Below are 17,416 nucleotides of genomic sequence, written 5' to 3' on the forward strand. Positions count from 1 at the left end.
CTGCGCCCGCGCCGCCATCGAGCGTGTCGTCGCCGGCCCCGCCATCGAGGGTGTCGGCTCCCGCCAACCCCGCCAGCCTGTCGGCTCCGTCCGAACCCTTCAGGACGTCCGCGGCCGCCGTGCCCGTCTTGTCCCCGCTCGTCACCGGCGGGGGCGAGGTCGGCAGCGTCGGAAGGCTTGCGCTAAGCGCAGGGCCCACTGGCTTTGCCCAGATAGACGCGGCGTTGTCAGCGACAATCAAATCCACGCCGTTGCCGCTATCGACCTGCGTTACGCGCTTGGCGCCGACGAGCACATTGTTGCTGATCTGCACGTCAGATGAATAGAGGCGGACGGCGGCGGTTTTGTCGCCCGTCGTTAGGTAGACAGCCCAAGGGTTGGTCGTGTTGGCCGCCAGATAGTTGCCGTAGATATCTACGTCCACCGCTCCGCGGACGCTGACCGGCTGCTTGCCGACATCGAGAACCTTATTGTCAAAGATGTCGACGCTTTTCGCTTCGTAGTTTGTTCCCGGTCGCATTGACGAGGCGCTGGTCGATCCGCCCGCCGCAATGCCGTCGCCTTTGACGTCGTGAATATAATTTCCAGAGATCTGGACGTTGCTGGAGCCGCCCTTGGCGAATATCGCCGCCGATGTGCTTCCGACCCGGGCGACCTCATTCCGGGCGATGACCACGTTCTGCGAGCCGACGACGTCAATGCCCTCCTCGTCCCGAATATCGGTGATGAGATTGTCGACAATCTGCACGTTGTTAGCTTGGCCGATCTTTACCCCATCGTGAACGGCGCACGTAATGACGTTGCCCTGAATGACGACGTTATTGACCAAGTTCGTGTAATCGGTGCCGCTCTGACTGAACTGCACCCCATCATAGCCCCCCGCGATGGCGAAGTTTTTGATGACGTAATTGTCGACGCCCAAGGCCTGGATCACGGGCTTGTCGGCGCTAGCCCCGATGATCTTGGCGGCCTGGGGGCCGTCGGCTGAAACCAACCAGATCGGAGCCCCGTCTGAGCCGCCGGCCGAATGGGGGATTTTGACGTTCTCGACGTAGGTTCCAGCGTGAACATAGATCGCCGTGCCGGGCGTTGCGGCGACGACGGCTGACTGGATGGTCGCAAAAGGCCTTTCCGCGCTGCCATCACCTCCGGCTGCCGCCCCTGCTGAGACATGGATAATGCGCAGGGGCGAGACCCCCGCAAACAGCTCTGCGGCCATGTAGATCCCCGATACAGAAAACATACTGGTCAAATGTCGCCAAGTAGACCATGGCGCGCCGACGCCAGCGGATTTAAAGATTGGGCGTCACCGGCCTGTAAAGCAACGCGGCAAATTATCGCTTAACTATAATGTCGCAGTCGGGCGCGACAGCAGTGCGCCCATCTGTCTTAAGTGCTGGTTAATATTGCTCGCAATCATTTTGTATCTTCGCGGACCACTTCCCGCCGCGCATTCAGTGTTGCGGCGCCAAGCTGGTGCAGCACCACGCGGGTCAATGGCCGCCGGCTCTACGTCGCCGCCCGGCGCCAGGGTCTTGAGCAGTCGCTTCTAGAGCCGCAGATGTTGAGGGTGGTTGGCGAGGTGATTCCACCCGCTGGGCGACCGCTCTCGTCAGGTCCCGACATCGGCCCCATCCTCTCGTCGTAGCGCCTGGCGCGTCGCCTCCGCGCAGGCGGAAGGCGCGGCGTCCCAGGACGTCCTGCTGATAGCGCCAAGGCCTTCGCCCCCACGCCAAGACGTTCTTGGCCAACGTCAAGTTGCTGACGGACACCACGGACAAGAGCGAGGCCCTCAAGAAGGTTCGGATCGACGCGGTCGGCAAGGCTGTCGAGCAGAGCGTCGAAAAAGGTCCGCAGCTGGCCGTTGGCGGCGGCCCAGTCGCCGCGCGCATGCGTGTCCATGGCTTGCCGAAGATGGCCCTTTGCCGTGTGCAGTTGGTAGACGTCGAGAAGACGCAGCAGCTCCGATTCCGTTTCCGGCAGGCCGATGTCAGCCGGCAGAATGCGGCGCAGCACGCCGTCCGTGACCGTGTAGCCGTCCATTTCCAGCGTGCGCTTGAAGGTCTCCATGGCCGGCGTCAGCTGGACCGGAGGCGACCATGAATGTTTCGGCTCCCCCGGAAGCTTCGAGACCGCTCGCTCAACGAGGACGCGCGCCAGCGGCTCGCCGTCGATCATCGCCGTCGGATCCTGGTCAAAGACGCCCTTCAGGTCGCTCATGCGGTTTTTCAGGCTGACCTGGTCCGTCCTGATCAGTTGGTAGATGCTAGGACCCAGTTCCATCAGGAAAGCCGTGAAGTCCGCATGGCGCCAGGCGCCCTCGAGGACATCGATCGCCGCGATGACGCAGCGCCTGGAAAACCGTTCGCCCATGGTCCCACCCTATGCTGGCCGCGCCGCCTCGACCCGCTCGTTCGATCCTCGCCCGCCCTAGCGCTCGCGCCCCGCCTCGCGGCGGATCTGCTCGATCGGGCCGACGAGGTAGGCGAGGATCGAGCGACGACCCACGACGATGTCGCTGGTGGCGGCAAGACCCGGAGAGAGCTTCACCGGTCCCTTGGGGGTGTCAATACGGCTGCGCTCCAAGGCGATGCGGGCCAGGAAGTATGGGCCCGCATCCTTGTCCGGGACCGCGTCGCGGCTGATGGAAACGATGCGGCCCGGCACTGTCCCATAGACCGTGAAGGGGAAGGCCTGCAGCTTGACGGCCACCGGTTGCCCCAGGCGGACGAAGCCGGCGTCCTTGTTGAGAACCTTGGCCTGGACGGTCAACGCGCCGTCGGGCACGACGACCATCAGGGGTTTGACCGCCTCGACCACCCCGCCCACCGTGTGGACCTCCAGCTGTTGGACCGATCCGTCGACGGGGGCGACGAGACGCTGCAGCCGTGACTTCTCGCGCGCCTTACGCAATTCCTCGCCTCGCAACACCACCTCGCTCTGAGCGCGCGCCAAGTCCGAGAGGGCCCGCTGGCGCGCGTCCTGCGCCGACTCCTGAGCCTGAGCGGCGAACTTTCGCGCGTCGGCCAAGGCGCGCTCGCGCTGGGCGCGGGCGACTTCGCGCTCACCCGCCTCCGCCCCCCGCTGCCGGCTGAGCTCCATCAGGCGCATGCCCGGGGCGTAGCCCTTGGCGGCCAGCGCGCTCATGCCGGCGATCTGCTTGTCGAGGATCGGCAAGGTCGTGTCGTACTTGCTGATCTGCGCCTGCGCCGAACGGGCGTCGGCCAGCGCGGCGGCGCGAGCGTCGAGCAAGGCCGACCGGGCCGAGCGCGATTGGGCCAGTTGCGCCTCCACCAGGCGAGCCTGCGTCTGCGCCACTTCGGGAGGAAGGTCGGCGGCCGGGGTGAAAGGGGCGCCTCCCCCAGCCAGGGCGTCGGCAATGGCGCGGCTGCGCGAAGCTTCGATCCGCGCGGCCGCCAGGGCGGCGGCGGCCTGGATTTCCTCGGCGCCGGAGACGGTCGGGTCCAGGTCGATAAGCGGATCCCCCCGACGCACCCAGTCGCCTTCGCGCACGTGGATGTGACGGACGACGCCCGGACCGGAGGCCTGCACCAGCTTGACGTTGTCGGTGGGCGCGATCTGGCCTTCGGCCGAGGCCACGATGTCGACCTTGCCGAAGGCTGCCCAGAGCAGGGTCAGCAACAAGCCTGAGAGAAGGAGCCAGCTCGTCAGGCGCGCGGTTGGGGACACCGGCCGCTCGATGACCTCCAGAGCGGCAGGCAGGAAGTCGGGTTCGGCCGGCGCGATCCTGGTCCTGAGACGCTCGCGCTCCGCGGAAACGGCCTGGCGCCATTGCCTTGCATAGTGCTGCCACTGGCTCATGCCGCCGCCCCTTGGCTGACGCCAAGCTGGCGCCGGTAAAGGTCGGCGTAGCGTCCATCCAGGGCCAGAAGCTCCGCATGGCCGCCGCGTTCGGCGATACGTCCCTTCTCCAGGGCGATGATGCTGTCGCACTGGCGGATCGCCGAGAGGCGGTGGGCGATGATCAGCACGGTGCGGCCACGCGCCATGGCCTTCAGGTTGGCCTGGATGATCTCCTCGCTTTCGGCGTCCAGGGCCGAGGTGGCCTCGTCGAAGATCAGGATGCGCGGATTGGTCACCAGGGCGCGGGCGATCGCCAGGCGCTGGCGCTGGCCGCCGGAAAGATTGGTCCCGCGCTCCTCGATGAGGCTGTCATAGCCTTGGGGAAGCCGCGTGATGAAGTCGTGCGCTCCGGCGAGCTTGGCCGCCTCGATCACCGCGTCCAGCGGCGCGGCCGGGTTGGCGATGGCGATGTTCTCGCGGACAGTGCGGGTGAAGAGCAGGTTTTCCTGCAGAACCACGCCGATCTGCCGGCGCAGCCAGGCCGGGTCGATCTGGGCGATATCGATCCCGTCGATCAGGACCCGTCCCGAGGCGGGGACGTAGAGCCTCTGCAGCAACTTGGTCAGGGTCGATTTGCCGGAGCCCGACGAGCCGACGATGCCGATCGAGCGCCCGGCCGGAACGACCAGATCGATGTCCTCCAGGGTCCATGGTCCGTCCAGGCCGTAGCGGAACTTGACCCCCTCGAAGCTGATGGTCCCGACGATGTCGGGCAGGGTGACGCGGCTGCCAGCGCCCGGTTCGGTGGGCTGGTTCAGCACGTCGCCGAGGCGATCGATCGACAGGCGCACCTGCTGGAAGTCCTGCCACAGCTGAGCCATCCGGATCACCGGGCCCGAGACGCGCTGGGCGAACATGTTGAAGGCCACCAGCCCGCCCACCGTCAGATCGTGGGCGATGACCGCCTTGGCGCCGAAGTAGAGGATGGCCGCCATATTGAGCTTGAAAATCAGCTGAATCGCCTGGCTGCCGGTGTTGCCAAGATTGATGACGTGCTGGCTGGCAAGAGAGTAGCCGGCCAGCTGCCTTTCCCAGCGATCCTGCCACTGCGGCTCGACCGCCGAGGCCTTGACGGTCTGGATCCCGCCGATGCTCTCGATCAGCAGGGCGTTGTTGGCCGCGCCGCGCTCGAACTTCTCGTTGATCCGCGCGCGCAACGGTCCGGTGATCAGCACGGCCACGGCGACATAGGCCGGCAAGGCCAGGATCGAGATCAGAAACAAGGACGGGGAGTAGATCCACATCGCCACCAGGAAGACGATCGTGAAGAGCGGGTCGACCAGGACCGTCAGCGACGCATTGGTCAGGAACTCGCGGATCGATTCCAGCTGCCGTACGCGCATGGCCGTATCGCCCACGCGCCTGGCCTCGAAATAGCCGAGCGGCAGCCGCAGCATGTGCCAGAATAGCTTGCTGCCAAGCTCCACGTCGATCTTTTGGCTGGTCTCCGAATAGAGGCGGGTGCGCAACCATCCGAACGCGGTCTCCCAAAGCGAGACGGCCACGAACCCGATCGCCAGCACCGTCAGGGTCGAGAGGGTGTTGTGGACCAGAACCTTGTCGACGATGTTCTGGAAGAACAGCGGCGCGGCCAGGCCAAGCAGGTTGATCGCCAGGGTGATCAGCAGGACTTCGCCGATCAGCCGCCGATACTTGGCGATCTGTGGCACGAACCAGCTCAAGTCGAACGCGCGGGTCGATCCGCCGACATCTTCCCGCGTGGTGATCAGCACCAGGTCGCCGGTCCAGTCGGCCTCGAGGGTCGGCCGGGCGATCTTGGCGATCTCCGCGCCGGGATACTGAACGAGCGCGTCGTCGCCAGCCACGCGGCCCAAGATGAACCAGCCGTCGGCGCCGCGCGCCAGAGCGGGCAGGGGGATCTTGGCCAGGTCGGCCCATCGGGCCGTCCGGTGGCGGGCGCGTACTCCCTCGTGCTTGCGAGCCAGGCGCACGAGATCGATCGGCGACAAGGCCTCATGGTGACCGATAGCGTGGCGCAGCTGCGCCGCGTCCGTGGCGATGCGGTGCATCCCCAGCAGGCTCGCGAGGGCCAGGGGGCCGCTCTCGGCCGATGGAGCAGATGGGGTCATGGGCCTGTCTGGCGGCCAGATCAGCCGCGTTGCTGGAACGGAAAGATGCGCGGGACGGCTAGCCGTCCCGCGCAGGTGAGATCGACGCTGCGGATCGGTGCGGGCTAGCCGATCCCGCCCAGACCGCCCGACCCCGACGGCGTGCCAATGATCCCGTCGCGGTCCAGATCGACGGAGAACAGCGTCTCGGCTTTCCCGACGGTGGACTTGTCGAAGGACTCCTCGCCGACGAAATGGCCGTTGGCGTCGAGGATCCAGGCGTAGCGGGCATCCGAGAACGGGCTGGCGTCCAGCACCCTGGTGCGGCCCTGATCGTCGGTGGCGATCGCCGCCAGGCTCCACTCGCCGCGCTGCTGCAGCACCGCGCCCCAGCCGTCCCGGGTAATGGCGATCGGATCGGCGCCGCCGATCGAGACCATGGCCGCGCCGGACCGCTGATCGACGAGCAGAGCCTGCGCGCCCTTTCGCTCGATCGTCCGGTAGGGCGTGGAGCCCACCACGCCGTCGCCGTTCAGGTCCGAGCCGAAGATGTCCTCGGCCTTGGGCAGCTTGTCGCCCGGGATGACCTCCTCGCCGACCCAATGGCCCTTCTCGTCGAGGATCCAGGCCCAATGCTGGGAATTGAGCCCCATATCGGCCGGGTTGCCGTCCAGAACCCGCAGGCGACCCTGATCGTCGCGCCCGACGGCGAACAGCTTGGCGCCGCGGTCGAGCAGAACCGGATCCTGCGGCCCGCCCCGCGTCAGGGTCAGCTGCGCGCCGTCCTCGAGCTGGATCAGCGCATGGCCCGTGCTGGGATCGACGAGCAGGCGCAGCTTGCCGTTGGCGGCGACGAGCTGCGGCGGCGCCGCGGGGATCTTGCCGTCGCCGTCGAGATCCTTCTGGAAAAGGGCCTCGCCTTGGGAAAGGTTGGCGCCGCCGTAGCGGGTTTCCCCGACCCACACCCCCTTGGCGTCCAGGGTCCAGCCGTAGCTGACCCCGGCGTTGTCCATGGTGTCGAGGATGCGGACCGCGCCGTTCTCGTCCCTGCCGATGCCTGAGAGCGACCAGCCATTGCGGACGAGGAGGCTGGGGCCGTCTCCGGTGCGGGAGACGCCCCGCAGCGGTCGCTCGCCGTCCTGGTAGTAGGCCAGCCCGGTGCCGGTGTCGGTGAGCAGTTTGAGGGCGCCGTTCTGAGCGACGAGCTTCAGCTCCCCACGCAGGATGATGCCGTCGCCATTGATGTCGGCGCCGAACATCGGTTCCAGCGTTTTCCAATCGGTCTTGTAGACGGCGCCGCCATTGCCGCCCAAATGCAGGCCGCTATCGACCTTGTAGGGATAGAAGGGCTCGCCGCCCTTGGTCGCGCCCAGCACTACGATGGCGCCCGTGGCGTCGCGTCCGATGCCGATCATCGTCGTGGTCGCGTCGATCTGGACGGGCTGGCGCCCATCGCCGCGGATCATCGCCTTGGGAGCGCCGTCGCCGATCGCGATCCAGGCCGTTCCGGTCTGGGCCTCGATCGAGAGGGTCAGGTCTCCGCTCTTGGCGATCGTCGTCAGCGCGTACTGCGGCGGATCGGTCGGCAGGTCCATCGGAACGCCCGGCGGCCGGAACGGAATGTCCTTGTTCTGGAAGTCGGTGCTGATGGTTCTGCCGTCGGCGGTCCGGGTGACGAGATCGCCGGGCTCCACGGTCAGCTGGACGCCGTCCGAGAACTTCACGGTGATCGCCGAAGCGCCGGGGTTGAATGCGGTGTAGCTCTTGGCGCCGGCCTTGTTGTAGGCGACGGCGAAGGCGCTGTCGGCCTTGACCGAGAGATCGGGCGCGCCGAGCGTCACCAGGGTCTGGATCCATTGCAGGGTGTAGGCTCTGGATTCCTCGCCCGCGCCGCTCTGGTACTGCGGATTGGCCAGATAGTCCTTCAGCGCCGCCTCGGGATCGGCCAGGGCCAGGGCCATCTGCGAGCCGTTCATCCACTCGGTGGGACGGCCGGGGTTCTGCATGGCCCACAGCTCTTTGATCTCCGAGAGCAGCTCGGCCTTGTGGCCGGCCATGAACAGGGAGCCGGCGTTGATCGGCGTGTACTGTATCCCGATGATGTGCGCCGGATCGCCGTCGAAGAAGTTGGTGAACTTGGCGCCGTTGTCGCCGACGATGCCCATGATCGAGCGCCGCACCCCGTCGGGGAACACCTTGTTGTCGACGTCCTGCCAGTACTGCTCGAAAGCGATAGACTCGGTGGTGTGCAGATAGACGCCCAGATCGGCGAGCTTCTGCTGGCCGGTCACCGCGCCCCAGCGGGCCACGGCGCTGGCGAACTCGAGCGCCTCCGAGGCCGACTCCTGGTTCTGGCCGATGCCCGTGCCCGACGCCCAGCTATGGCCGGCGTAGGGATCGAAGTTGCGCAGGAACCCGTAGGTGGTGTCGTTGCGATCGTCGTTGGCCGCGTCCTGGATCAGCTCGTTGACCATCGCGCCCCACTTTTCCTGCTTGGCCCATTCGGGGTCGAGCTGAGCCACGGTCGCGGCGGCGTTGATGATGTAGCCGTAGTGGAAGTGGTGGTCGTTGAGCTTGTCGTCGGAGTTGAAGTTGGCCGGGAAGCCGATGAGCGTCGCCCACTGCTTGTCGTAGACGAACTGGAACTTGTCGCCGTCGTCGGCGGTGAACCACTTCTCCAGCTGCTCCTCGATCGCCTTGACGAAGACGTCCTTGGCCTGCCCGTAGCCGACCATCTGCGCCATCAGGGCCAGATCGCCGAACTTGGCGTTCTGGCGGGCGCCCCAATAGGTGTCGCCTTCGAGCGGACTGTTCTGGGCCGAAAGGAAGGCCTTGAGCTCCCCGTGGATCATGTCGATCAGCTGCTGCTTCTGGGCGGCGTCGCCGACGAACGGCAGGATCGGCAGGATCGGCGCGATGTCCATCGCGGTCTGGAAGGTCGACCCGTTGGCCAGCACCTTCATCTCGCCGCGCGGCGAGGCGTAGCTGACATCACCGAGAGGGGCGTCGGAATTGATGTACTGGTGGCGATAGAGCGCCATCAGCGGATCCTTCGACAGGCCTGGGCCCGTCTCCTTCATGTCGGTCGTCGCCTCGAAGGTCGTCACCAGCTTGCCGCTGGCGTAATCCACTGTGAACGAGGACTTGGTGTCGGTGACGAAGGCATAGGCGTGGGCGCGGTAGCTCGTCAGCGTGCTGACCGAACTGTCGGGCAGGACCGCGACCGAATAATAGTCCTTGCCGTCGAGGTTTGACGTCATGCCGTGATCGGTGAACGTCCAGGTGGCGCCGGTCGGGCCGAAGACGCCGTAGTTCTTGCCGTTGATCGTGACGCCGATCACCCCGTCCTGAGCGTACCATACCCGGCCCGGGCCGTTATAGCCGCCCACGCTCAGCCCCGGCGGGACCTTGGTGGTGTCGTAGACCGGCTCGCCGCCGACGGTGGTCGTCAGCTTCGCCGGATCGCCGCCGGCCTTGGCGCCGCCGCCGAGATACAGCGTGCCGTCCGGGGCGCTGGCGCCATCGGCCGACTTCAGATCGGCGAAGGGCAGCTTGACGAAGCTGGCCGGGTCGTTGGTCCGCACCAGGACGTCGTCGACGCCGTTCGCCCGCCATAGCTCGACCTTGACCGAGCCGTTCTTCATGTCCGCCATCGGCCCGGTGGCGCTGACCAGCTTCGTGCCCGTGTAGTTCTCGTCGCCCGACGCGGCGTCGGTCGCGAACCAGTCGTAGGTCTCGATGCGGTCGGTCTTGCCGTCGCCGTTGAAGTCGTAGGACACCCGGAACTGGACGCCGTCGGCGACCTTCTGGCCGGCGTCGACCGGGAAGTTGAACTGGAGGGCCTTGCCGTTGAACGCGCCGTCCAGACCCGTGAGCTGGTAGCTGAGCGGATTCACCGGCACATCGCGCGAGGGGCCGGTCTGCTGGTTGAAGTCGATCACCACGTCGGCGTCGCTGCTGCGGGTCACATAGACGAACGGCAGGCCTTGACCCATCGTCGCCCGCATTTGGCCGTCCCAGTCGGCGGTGGCGGTCCAATCGGTAGCCGCGGCCATCTTGGTGCCGCTGGCGCTCAGACCCGACAGCCCCAGGCTCAGATCGCTGTGATACTCGTAATTATAGCCTTCCTCCGTGACTCGCGGGGTGTCGCTATAGCCGAGGTTCAAGCCCTTGGCGTCGGTCTGCACCGCCATCGGGTCCAGCTGCATCACGCCCGAGAACGGTCCCCATTGGGCGAAGACCAGGGAGCTGAAGACCGAGTTGCTCGGCGGCGCACCCTTGAAGTCGTCAGTCACGCGCGGCGCGACGGGCTTGTTGTTGACGCTCTCGGTGGGACCCTGTGAGCCCTCGGGATACTGCGTCGAAATATTGCCCGCGCCGACCTGGATGATTTTGTCCATTGCTCCACCCGTTCTGAGAAGGTTTCTGAGCTTGGCTTCTAGGAACCGGCGCGGCGGATGGTCTGGTAATATTCTGTTCCTTTGCGTCATCGGCTGCTGGTATCGCTCTGCCCGTCCGCAGGGCCGCCGACGACCGCGTGATTGGCCAAAAGGCAGCAGAAGCGATCGCGCGCCGCACGCTGCTAACCGCTTGTATCGCGCCGGCGGGTCCCAGCCCGCTGACACGGGCTCCCGGAGCGTCACTCCCTGTCCCCCCAAAGACCTCCGGTCTGCAGGGCCCGTCGGCCGCCGACCTCCGCTCGATCGCAAGCGGGGGCGGCGGCCCCCATCATCGCCGGTGGCCGAGCGCCTGATCCGTGCGCGGGCGTTACAGCTGTAACCTTCGGACGCGTTGGTGAAACCGCACCGCAGCCTGACCGTCCGACTTTGATCGGAGACAGGCCCGCGCTGAGGGCCCGTCGATGGCGACATCGAACCGGATCACAAAATGCAGTTGGCGGAGAGTAAGGCGCATCCGCAGCCCGCGCAGGGCGCCGGCGCCTTTGCGTCGGGCGGGCCCGCGCGTGGCAGGGGTCGAGACCGCCGTTGGCACGCGTTCGACCATGGCCTCCCGACGACGGCGGGGGTCGAAATCAAGACCCGGCGCTCACGCGTGCGCGCTGAGCGCCTCGTTGGCGTGATGCAAAATGCCGGGTCTGACGAGGTCCTGTTTCGGCTGGTGTTTCCCCACGCGGGCGTCGATCCCGCGTTCGATGCCGAGGGTGTGCCCAAAGCTCCGAAGCCAGCGCGCCTGATGGTCCCAGGGACGTCGCTGACTGCGGCGCCAAACGGCGCGGGGGACATGATCGTCATCAGCCTGGACGCCAATGCGCTGGAGGATCTGTGCGCCGACTCCGCCGTGATGTGCGCTCCGATGAGCCTTCGGGACGCCGTGATCCCGGCCGATCCCATCCTCGACAACTTGCTCTCCGCCATCTGGATGGCTCTGGCCGGAGGTCGTTTCGGCTCGGGCTTGGACCGCCGGGTATGCGAGGCGGTCCTACGGGCCATGGCGGTCTGTGGCCAAAGCGGCCGGCGGGCCGGAGGCGGCCTGGCGCCCTGGCAGGAGCGCCGGGCCAAGCAGCTGATCGGCGCGGATCTCGCCCGGGCGGCGGCGTCGGACGAGGTCGCCAGGGCCTGCAACCTGTCGCCGACCTATTTTGCCAAGGCTTTCAAGATCTCGACGGGCGCGACGCCTCATCAGTGGTGGCAAGCGCGGCGAGTAGGGCAGGCGCGCCGGCTGCTGAGGGCGGGAACGCCCCTGGCCGAGGTGGCCGCAGCCTGTGGCTTTGCTGACCAGAGCTATTTCAGCAAGGTGCTCAAGCGTCACAGCGGCGTCAGTCCGCGGACATGGACCCGCCTAAGCGCCGCGGTCGATGGCCCGTCCTCCATGCATATCGGTCGCTAAGGTATGACACGGACCCAACGCGCCGCGCCCGGTCGCCGGTCTGGTACGGCGCCCCAGGAAGTCTGGCCCGCGCCGCCGAGGCCAGACCCCGCTCCCCCTGTTTGGCGACTTTGCGTTGGCCTGCTGTTCGCCACCGTCTGGCTGAGCAGCGCCATTTTCGGCCTCTACATATTGGCGTTCTTTGGCGGCACGGTGCTGCGAGGCGAGGGGGAGGCGTGGAACGGATCCCTCCCAGGCCTCTATGACGCCGGGCATGCGCTGGCCACGTTCGCCATCGCCAGCCACATGGCCGGCGGTGCGCTGCTCCTGGCCCTGGGCCCGCTGCAACTGGTGGAGCCTGTACGTCGGCGCTTTCCAGGGTTCCACCGCCTTGTCGGCAAGCTCTACGTGGCCTGCGCGGGCCTGGCCGGCGCGGGAGGCCTTGCCTTCATCCTCGCCGAAGGCACGGTCGGCGGGGCTCCGATGGATCTCGGGTTTGCCGGCTATGGCGTCCTTCTGCTGATCGCCGCCGGCCAGACCTTCCGCCATGCGCGCGCCGGGCGGATGGACCTGCACCGCGCCTGGGCCATCCGGCTTTTTGCTCTGACGATCGGCTCCTGGCTCTACCGCATGGAGTACGGCCTTTGGTTTGCTCTGACCGGTCGCCTTGGCCACACCGCCACGTTCGATGGCTGGTTCGACAGGTTGATGGTCGTGGCCTTTTACCTGCCCAACCTCGTGGTCGCCGAGCTGATCATTCGGCGGCGCGAAAGCCGCATGGCCGCGGGCTTTGCCAGCGCGCTCGTCCTGGTGATCGCGGCCCTGGTGTTGCTGGCGACATGGACCTTCACCGCCCACTTCTGGGGGCCTGGGATCGTGCGCGGATTTACTGGCTCGGAATTCTAGCCTCGCCCCGATCTTTGCGCCCGCCGACCGCGAAGCCTCATCGCCCTGACCATCTCGCAGGACAGCGCCTATCGCCTCAAGCCTGCAGAGGTCTGAACCGGCCGCTGCCCTCTGACCGCGACCCTGGCGCCAGGCCGCTCCTACGCAAGGCCACACCTTGTCGCGCCATGGCGCGACCCGCAGGAGCCTCGCTGCGAATGTTTCAGCGGTAGCCCGACGACGAACATCGGACATGGCCGCGTAATGACTGCTCGGGCCTCATGCGCCCATGACCGGAAAAACACCCGCTTCGCGCGTTTCTCCCCGCAAGGGCTTCGAAGACGCATCATCGCATCAGGGCGAAGAGCTGCACCGCGGTCTGGCGCGGCGGCACATGAACCTGCTGGCGCTGGGCTCATGCATAGGCGTGGGCCTGTTCCTGGGGTCGGCCAAGGCCATTCAGCTTGCCGGCCCGGCGATCCTGATCGCCTACGCGCTTGGTGGCCTGGCCATGCTGGTGATCATGCGGGCGCTCGGCGAGATGACCTTGGCCCATCCGGTCGCAGGCTCCTTCACCAGCCATGCCGCCACTTACTTGGGGCCTTTCGCGGGCTATCTCACCGGTTGGCAATACTGGTTCATGTGGGTCGTCACCTGCGTGGCCGAGATCACGGCCGTGGCCGTCTACATGCAGGTCTGGTTCCCGGGAACGCCGGGCTGGATCTGGTCGCTGGCGGCGCTTGCCGGAATGGGCCTGATCAATTTCGCCACGGTGAAGCTGTTTGGCGAATTCGAATATTGGTTCGCTTTGATCAAGGTGGTGATGATCATCGCACTGATCGGCGCGGGCGCGGCGATGATCTGCCTGGGCCTTGGCAACGGGGGCGTCCCGATCGGCCTCTCCAATCTGTGGACCCATGGCGGTTTCATGCCCAATGGCTTCGGCGGCGTCCTGCTCTCGCTGCAGATGGTGATGTTCGCCTATCTCGGGATCGAGATGATCGGCTTGACGGCGGGCGAGGCGCAGAACCCCCAAGAGACCCTGCCAAAGGCCTTCAAGTCGGTCTTCTGGCGTATCGCCCTGTTCTATGTCGGGGCCCTGCTGGTGATCCTGTCGCTCTATCCTTGGAACGAGGTCGGGGTGAACGGCAGTCCGTTCGTGCTGACCTTCGAGCGGCTGGGCGTCCACACCGCCGCCGGCATCATCAATTTCGTGGTCATCACCGCGGCGCTGTCGTCGTGCAACGGCGGGATTTTCAGCACCGGACGCATGCTCTACGGTCTGGCCAAGGAGGGGCAGGCGCCGCGCTTCTTCGCCAAGACCTCCGCGACCGGCGTGCCGCGCCGCGCGATCCTGGTTTCGCTGTCAGCCCTGCTGCTGGGCGTGGTCCTGAACTATCTCGCCCCCGAGCAGGTGTTTTCCTGGGCCACCGCCGTGGCCACGTTCGCGGCGGTGTGGACCTGGGGCGTCATCCTGATCACGCACCTTCGCTATCGCCGGCTCGCGGTTCTGCAAGGCAACGACATCGCCTTTCCCCTGCGCTTCTCGCCAGTGAGCAACTACCTGGCCCTGGCATTCCTCGTCCTGGTGCTGGGCGTGATGGCGGTTCATCCCGACACCCGCGTCGCCCTGATCATCGGCCCGGCGTTCGTCGGGCTGCTGGCCATCCTCTACCGCGCGCGCGGGAACAAGGCGGGCTGAGGCCCGCGCGTCCGGCCTGCATCCTCGTAGTCCAGCCGAGCCGGGGCGATCCTCGCCGCAACCGCGGCCGACCCTCGGCCTGCGCATGGGTCTCGGCGCGGGTGCAGCTATGGCGTCGCCAGTCGTCAACGCCCTAAGCGAGACCATGAACGCTCCGATTACGGCCGTAGCCCATTTGGCGGCTCGGGAAGCTGCTCGGCAATGGAGCCCATCCAGGCTGGTCGCGGCCATGAGCCGATCAGATTGGAGCTATGAGACAATGACCAAGACCGTTGCCTTCGACGTCGCCGAAGGCGTCGCCTGGGTGCGCTTCAACCGCCCCGAAAAGCGCAACTGCATGAACCCGACCCTCAATCGCGAGATGATGGTCCTGCTCGATGAGCTGGAGTTTCGCGACGACGTCGGCGTGCTGGTGCTGGGCGGGGAAGGGACGGCGTGGACGGCCGGAATGGACCTGAAGGAGTACTTCCGCGAGACCGAAGCCTTGGGCCTGGGCGCGATGCGCCAGGCGGACCGGGAGTGCTTTGGATGGTGGCGACGTCTGCGCTGGTACCAAAAACCCACGATCGCGATGGTGAACGGCTGGTGCTTCGGCGGCGGCTATGGACCACTGTTCAGCTGCGACCTGGCCTTCGCGGCCGAGGAAGCGCAGTTTGGCCTTTCGGAGATCAACTGGGGCATCCTGCCCGGCGGCGGAACCACGAAAATCGCCACCGAGCTGATGTCGTTCCGGCGAGCGATGTATCATGCCCTGCTGGGCGAGAGCATCGATGGGCGCACCGCGGCCGAATGGGGTCTGGTCAACGAGGCCCTGCCTTTGGAGCGCCTGCGCCCGCGCGTGGCGGAAGTCGCCAGCAAGCTGCTTGAGAAAAACCCAGTCACGCTGAAGGCGACGAAAGACGCCATCCGCCGGGTCGGCGAGATGACCTACGACAACGCCGAGGATTTCCTGGTCCGGGCCCAGGAGGCGGCCAACAGCTTCGATGACCAAGGCCGCCGGGAAGGCATCCGTCAGTTCATCGACGACAAGTCCTACAAGCCCGGCCTGGGCGCCTACGCCCGCCCGGGCAGCGTCCGATAACAGAAGGGGCCCGGCCGGAACCTCCGGCCGGGCCCCCTCGACGACCTTCGGATCGCTAGAATGTCTTTTGGTCGTAGAGCTGATCGACCAGATCGGCGCGGCGCTGGAGAACCGCGCGCTGGTTCAGGTAGCCCTTCTCGGTAATCTCGCCGTCGGCGGCGCTGGGCGGAGCCTCCATGATTGCGAACCGCGCAACGCGGGTGCTCGAGCCGGCGCGGCGGGCGTTCATCTCGCCCAGTCCCGAGGCGATCGCCTGGCGGATCAGCGGATGGGAGGCGGCGGGACCATCGAACAGCTCATCGCCCAGGAGGCGCTCCAGGTGCTGGCGGCAAGCCTCCTCGTTCAAGAATAGCAAGAGGCCAAGCTCGGCGCGCCCTTCTCCCGCGACCACGGCGTCCGAGACCAGGGGCGCGGTCGCGGCCACCGCGGTCAGCCTAACCTCGTCGGCGTTGACCCAGGTTCCCGAGAGCAGCTTGAAATTCTCCGCGAGCCGACCGCCGAAGAGGATGCCCGCTTCCGGAACGAGCGGCTCGATGAGCTGGCCGGCGTCGCCACTGCGGTAGAAGCCGTCCTGGTCGAACATCGCCGAGGTCGCAGCGCTGTCGCGCCAGTATCCGGGGGTGACGTTGGGCCCGCGGACCCGCAGCTCGGCGCGATCGGCGGTGGGGGCGAGCTTGATCTCGGTTCCCGGCAGGGGAACGCCGAGATTGGCCGCATGGCGGGTGTGGAAGTAGAGGATCGTCGAGCAAGGCGCCGTCTCCGTCGAACCCCAGGCGCCCAGGACAGGGGTAGAGCGGCCGCAGGCTCGCTCCGAGACGGCCTGGAGACGCTCGCGCAGCGAGGCGGGCAGGCCCGCGCCGGCGTTGAAGAGGATGTCGAGCCGCTCGAAGAAGCGCTCGGCGAAGCTTTCGTCCTGCTCGAGGATGGGCAGGAGGGCGTCGAAGCCGGCGGGAACATTGAAGTAGGCCGTCGGCGGAGAGGCGCGCAGCGCCGCCACCGTTTGACCGATGCCCCCTGGTGTGGGCTTGCCGGCGTCGATGTGCAGGGTCCCGCCGTACCAGAGAACCAGGTTGAAGCAGAAGTTGCCGCCAAACGTGTGGTTCCAGGGCAGCCAGTCGACCAGCACGGGCGGCCGCGTCTGCAGGAACGGCCAGACCTGACCCAAGGCCTGGACGTTGGACACCATCATCCGTTGCGTGTTGATCACCGCCTTGGGCATGCCCGTCGAGCCGGAGGTGAACAGGAGCTTGGCAGGGGCGTCCAGCAGGAGCGGGGGGATGAGCCCATCGGCGCCGCCGCGACGCGCCACGGCCTCACGCCCGCCCAGGCCCGTCACCGGCGTGCCCACAAAGCGCGAGCCCCGCATGGCCGCGCGGACGGCCTCGGGATCCGCCGCGACGATAAGCCCTGGCGTGACCTGTTCGAGGACGGCGCTGAACTTCGTCCACGGCCGCATGGCCGGCTGGACGTAGGCGGGTGACACGACCGCGATCGGGACCCCCAGCATCATGGCGGCCAGCAGGAAGACGGCCTGGTCGATGCTATTGGGACCGATCGCCATCAGAGGCCGGTCAGCAGACAGGCCCGCTTCGCGCAGAGCGGTGGCGACCGAGATCACCTCGTCGAGCGCCTGACCATACGAAAGGAACCTGCGACCCTCGCCATCGGCCTCCGACAGGAAAACGCGGTCGGGCGCGCGATGGGCCCAGAACCTCAGACGCTGGGCGAGACCGGTGGTGACGGGAAGGGGCGCGAGGCGGTTTCTCAGCAGGATTGCGCCGTCGCTCCGGGTCTCGCTGTGCAGCTCGACATCCGGGAAGAGGAGAGGCGGGCCAAGGCCCGCGCGAAGATGAATGTTCATGGGGAGCTCTGACCAATAAGGGCCTGGAGCGTGCGGCACGGCCGCTACCGGCGGGTTTCGAGACGCGCTCTGTTCGTTTCAGCTGAAATGTTCGTCGGCGGTGAGGCGCGGGGGCGACTTGGACCCAA

Annotated in this window: 10 protein-coding genes; 4 read left to right on the forward strand and 6 right to left on the reverse strand. The window is 66.7% G+C overall.

The window, feature by feature from the left end:
* From P7A99_RS22725 to P7A99_RS22745, 5 genes are all read right to left on the reverse strand, one after another.
* A partial coding sequence (locus P7A99_RS22725; protein WP_277795998.1) for a right-handed parallel beta-helix repeat-containing protein occupies positions 1-1,219 on the reverse strand: 1,219 nt, incomplete at its 3' end.
* Positions 1,220-1,509: 290 nt separating this feature from the next.
* A complete protein-coding gene (locus tag P7A99_RS22730; protein WP_277795999.1) occupies positions 1,510-2,373 on the reverse strand; it encodes a hypothetical protein in 864 nt (287 codons plus the stop codon).
* A gap of 57 nt (positions 2,374-2,430) precedes the next feature.
* Positions 2,431-3,822 (reverse strand): HlyD family type I secretion periplasmic adaptor subunit, encoded by a 1,392-nt coding sequence (locus P7A99_RS22735; protein ID WP_277796000.1) that lies wholly within the window; start codon positions 3,820-3,822, stop codon positions 2,431-2,433.
* Positions 3,819-5,954: a type I secretion system permease/ATPase gene (locus P7A99_RS22740; RefSeq protein ID WP_277796001.1), complete on the reverse strand. Its 2,136-nt coding sequence runs from the start codon at positions 5,952-5,954 to the stop codon at positions 3,819-3,821. Before P7A99_RS22740 ends, P7A99_RS22735 begins: the two co-directional genes overlap by 4 nt.
* A 104-nt stretch (positions 5,955-6,058) precedes the next feature.
* Positions 6,059-10,333, reverse strand: a complete 4,275-nt coding sequence (locus tag P7A99_RS22745) for a glycosyl hydrolase (RefSeq protein ID WP_277796002.1) — start codon at positions 10,331-10,333, stop codon at positions 6,059-6,061.
* Positions 10,334-10,820: 487 nt separating this feature from the next.
* Here P7A99_RS22745 and P7A99_RS22750 point away from each other — a divergent pair, with 487 nt between their 5' ends.
* From P7A99_RS22750 to P7A99_RS22765, 4 genes are all read left to right on the forward strand, one after another.
* Positions 10,821-11,780, forward strand: a complete 960-nt coding sequence (locus tag P7A99_RS22750; protein WP_277796003.1) for a helix-turn-helix domain-containing protein — start codon at positions 10,821-10,823, stop codon at positions 11,778-11,780.
* 171 nt (positions 11,781-11,951) lie between these two features.
* On the forward strand, positions 11,952-12,665 hold the full coding sequence (locus P7A99_RS22755; RefSeq protein WP_277796004.1) for a DUF2306 domain-containing protein: 714 nt from the start codon (positions 11,952-11,954) through the stop codon (positions 12,663-12,665).
* A gap of 373 nt (positions 12,666-13,038) precedes the next feature.
* On the forward strand, positions 13,039-14,346 hold the full coding sequence (locus tag P7A99_RS22760) for an amino acid permease (RefSeq protein ID WP_277796005.1): 1,308 nt from the start codon (positions 13,039-13,041) through the stop codon (positions 14,344-14,346).
* 259 nt (positions 14,347-14,605) lie between these two features.
* Positions 14,606-15,427, forward strand: coding sequence for a p-hydroxycinnamoyl CoA hydratase/lyase (locus tag P7A99_RS22765; RefSeq protein ID WP_277796006.1), 822 nt, complete (start codon positions 14,606-14,608; stop codon positions 15,425-15,427).
* A gap of 55 nt (positions 15,428-15,482) precedes the next feature.
* Here P7A99_RS22765 and P7A99_RS22770 read toward each other — a convergent pair whose 3' ends face one another.
* The gene (locus P7A99_RS22770) at positions 15,483-17,288 is read right to left on the reverse strand and encodes a feruloyl-CoA synthase (protein WP_277796007.1); all 1,806 of its coding nucleotides are present in this window, start codon (positions 17,286-17,288) and stop codon (positions 15,483-15,485) included.
* Between the last annotated feature and the right edge of the window lie 128 nt (positions 17,289-17,416).

Source organism: Caulobacter endophyticus (assembly GCF_029543245.1).
GTDB lineage: Bacteria > Pseudomonadota > Alphaproteobacteria > Caulobacterales > Caulobacteraceae > Caulobacter > Caulobacter endophyticus_A.